The sequence below is a fragment of the uncultured Leptotrichia sp. genome, assembly GCF_938036635.1.
GTDB classification, from domain to species: domain Bacteria; phylum Fusobacteriota; class Fusobacteriia; order Fusobacteriales; family Leptotrichiaceae; genus Leptotrichia; species Leptotrichia hongkongensis.
Map to the genome: position 1 here is coordinate 1 of NZ_CALHQO010000136.1, position 2,984 is coordinate 2,984.

The window sequence follows — 2,984 nt, forward strand, 5'->3', positions numbered from 1 at the left end:
TTCCATTTTCTCTGTCTAAATTGATTTTTTTCACGTGAGAATTGCTTGCTCCTGGCACTTTTTTCAATGCAATGTTCATTGCCCTGTTTACTCCAATGTAACTGTTTGAAGAAACGTTTCTGTTATATTTATGTTTGCTTTTTGCGTTTGCAGTCACTGATACTCCTAATACCAGGATTCCTAATAATGCGATACTTAAAATTTTCTTTTTCATAATTTTTCTCCTTCTTTTTCATTTAATTTTGTTTTTTGATTTAAAAATTTTTGCAAGATTTTTTATTTATATTGTATTTTAATAATTTTTATTATAATGCTTTACTTCAGTTCCAATGATTTCTCCTGTTGAAGCGTCTATATCAAATTCGTATTTTGAATTATTGTAAAAAATTTCAATTTCATAAACTGCTCTTCCATGATCATGATCTAATTCTATTTTTCCAAAATGGCTTTGATTAGCTCCTGGCACTTGTGCAAGTGCAATTGATTTTGCTTTTTCCATTGTTATAGTTTGCGAATTGTTCACATTGTTATTAATGTAGCCAGAATTATTTGAAATTTCATCTACTTTCCATTTTACAATTGCACCAGTTACAGCATCAATATCAAATTCATATTCCTGTCCGTTATAATAAATCTCCCCTTCATAAACCATTCTTCCATTTTCTCTGTCTAAATTGATTTTTTTCACGTGAGAATTGCTTGCTCCTGGTACTTTTTTCAATGCAATATTCATTGCCTTATTTACTCCGATGTAATTATTTGAAGAAACATTTCTGTTGTATTTATTTCTGCTCTTTGCATTTACAGCTACTGATACTCCTAATACCAGGATTCCTAATAATGTAATACTTAAAATTTTCTTTTTCATCTTTCTTTCTCCTTTAATATTCATTTATTTTTTTACTCTTCTCTCTTATCTTGGATACATTATAAAACAGTTTTATGAATATAAAATGAATGGAAAAAAATTTTTACAAAAAAAGGAACAGTCCTAATTTTAATTAGAAATATTCCTTTTATTTGTATTATCCACTGTTACGAAGCCCTGTTGCAAGTCCATTTATTGAAATGTGAATGGCTTTTCTCAGTTCTTCTGAATCGTCTCCAGCTCTTGAACGTTTTATTAATTCAATTTGTAAATAATTCATCGAGTCAAAATATGGCAGACGATTTCTTAGACTGCTTACTAACTCTGGATTATCTGCCAGTAAAACATCATTTCCTGTAATTTTTTTCAAGATATCAATTGTTAAAACCCACTCTTTTTCTATTTCCTTAAAGATTTTTTGTGCTGTTTCCTGATCACTTGCCAGTTTTACATATTCTGCGAAAATTGATAAATCTGTTTTTGATAGAACCATGTCAACATTTGAAATTGTTGAACGGAAGAATGGCCATTCCTTATACATTTTCTGCAAAATTTCCAATTTTTTATCATCATTGTCAATCCATTTTGTAAACGCTGTTCCAACACCATACCATCCTGGAAGCATTATTCTTGCTTGCGACCAAGAGAATACCCATGGGATTGCTCTTAGGCTGTCTAGTGATTGTGTTTTTTTACGTGAAGACGGTCTTGAACCAATATTTAACCCTGCAATAAAGTTTATTGGCGTAACTTCAAAGAAAAAGTCTGAAAATCCATCTGTATTGTAAACTAAGTCACGGTAAGCGTAGTAACTTAATTCTGAGACATTTTCTATTATTTTTTCATATTCTTCCCAGTCTGCATCTTCCTCTGTCAATGCACTTGATTCAAGAGCGGCCGAAACCAATGCTTCCAGATTTTTTAATCCTAAATCAGGATTTCCGTATTTGGCACCAATTACTTCTCCCTGTTCTGTAAGTCTGATTGTTCCGTCTGTACTTCCTTCAGGCTGTGCTAAAATGGCTTCGTAACTTGGACCTCCACCACGCCCTACTGTTCCTCCACGCCCATGAAAGAATGAGATTTCCACATCAAATTCCCGTCCGATTGCAGTAAGCTCTTTTTGCGCCTTGTATAAAGACCAGCTTGAACTTAGATATCCACCATCTTTGTTACTATCTGAATATCCTAGCATAACTTCCTGTTTTCGACCTTTTTTATCCATCCATTTTTTCACTAACGGCAAATTAAACCATTTTCTCAAAATATCAGGAGCCGCAATTAAATCTTCCACTGTTTCAAAAAGCGGAACAATCTGTAAATCACAAAATTCATTCCCTTCATTTCCTTTTGCAAGGTTAGCTTCTTTTAGTAAAATAGCAATCTCTAGCATATCTGAAACACTTGTTGCATGAGAAATCAGATTTTTTTCAATGATTTTATCTCCAAAACGATCTCTTAACGATTTTGCTTTTCTATAAATTGCAAGCTCTGAAGCTAATGTTTCACTTTGCGGAATTGTTGGATCACTTAAAATTCTAGGATCATACTCTAATTCCCTTAATAAAATTTCACATCTGGCATCTTCTGATAAACTTAAATAATCTCCTAAAATATTTGCACTTTTTAAAAGTTCTGCAACACACACTTCATGAACACTTGAATCCTGTCTTAAATCAATTGTTGCAAGATGAAATCCAAATATTTTTGTAGCGCTGATTAAATTATTTAATTTTCCTTGTGTCAAAAACTCACTATTGTTCTTTTTAAGCGATTCTGCCACAATTACCAAATCTTTTGTAAATTCACTTGCTGATTTATAAGGTATGTCAACTCCATTTTTTCTTTTTGGAGGTAATAAATCACGGTTATACTCGCACAAATTGTAAGCTGTAGCAAGCAATCTGTCTCTTATTGCTGTTAAAGCACGACGGTATGGTTCATGTGTACGATGCGGCGAAACTTCTCCAGAAGCATCAGCCAGTTTTTGCAGTTCCTCAGTTACATTTGTCATTAAAATAGACATTGATAAATCTCTATAAATTTCTCGAACTACATCCAGATAATGCTGGAATAATTTTATAGCCTGCTCTTGCGCCGACTGCTCCAGTGTATT

3 protein-coding genes are annotated in these 2,984 nt (G+C 32.7%); all 3 read right to left on the reverse strand.

All coding sequences use genetic code 11. From position 1 onward, the window contains the following. Nucleotides 1–214: peptidase M4 (locus Q0370_RS02555; RefSeq protein ID WP_299571693.1), on the reverse strand; the 214-nt coding region annotated here is incomplete at its 3' end. A 78-nt stretch (nt 215–292) separates the two neighbouring features. Beyond that, nucleotides 293–868, reverse strand: coding sequence for a PepSY domain-containing protein (locus Q0370_RS02560; RefSeq protein WP_299571696.1), 576 nt, complete (start codon nt 866–868; stop codon nt 293–295). 157 nt (nt 869–1,025) lie between these two features. After that, on the reverse strand, nt 1,026–2,984 hold a 1,959-nt coding region (gene ppc / locus Q0370_RS02565), incomplete at its 5' end, for a phosphoenolpyruvate carboxylase (RefSeq protein ID WP_299571699.1).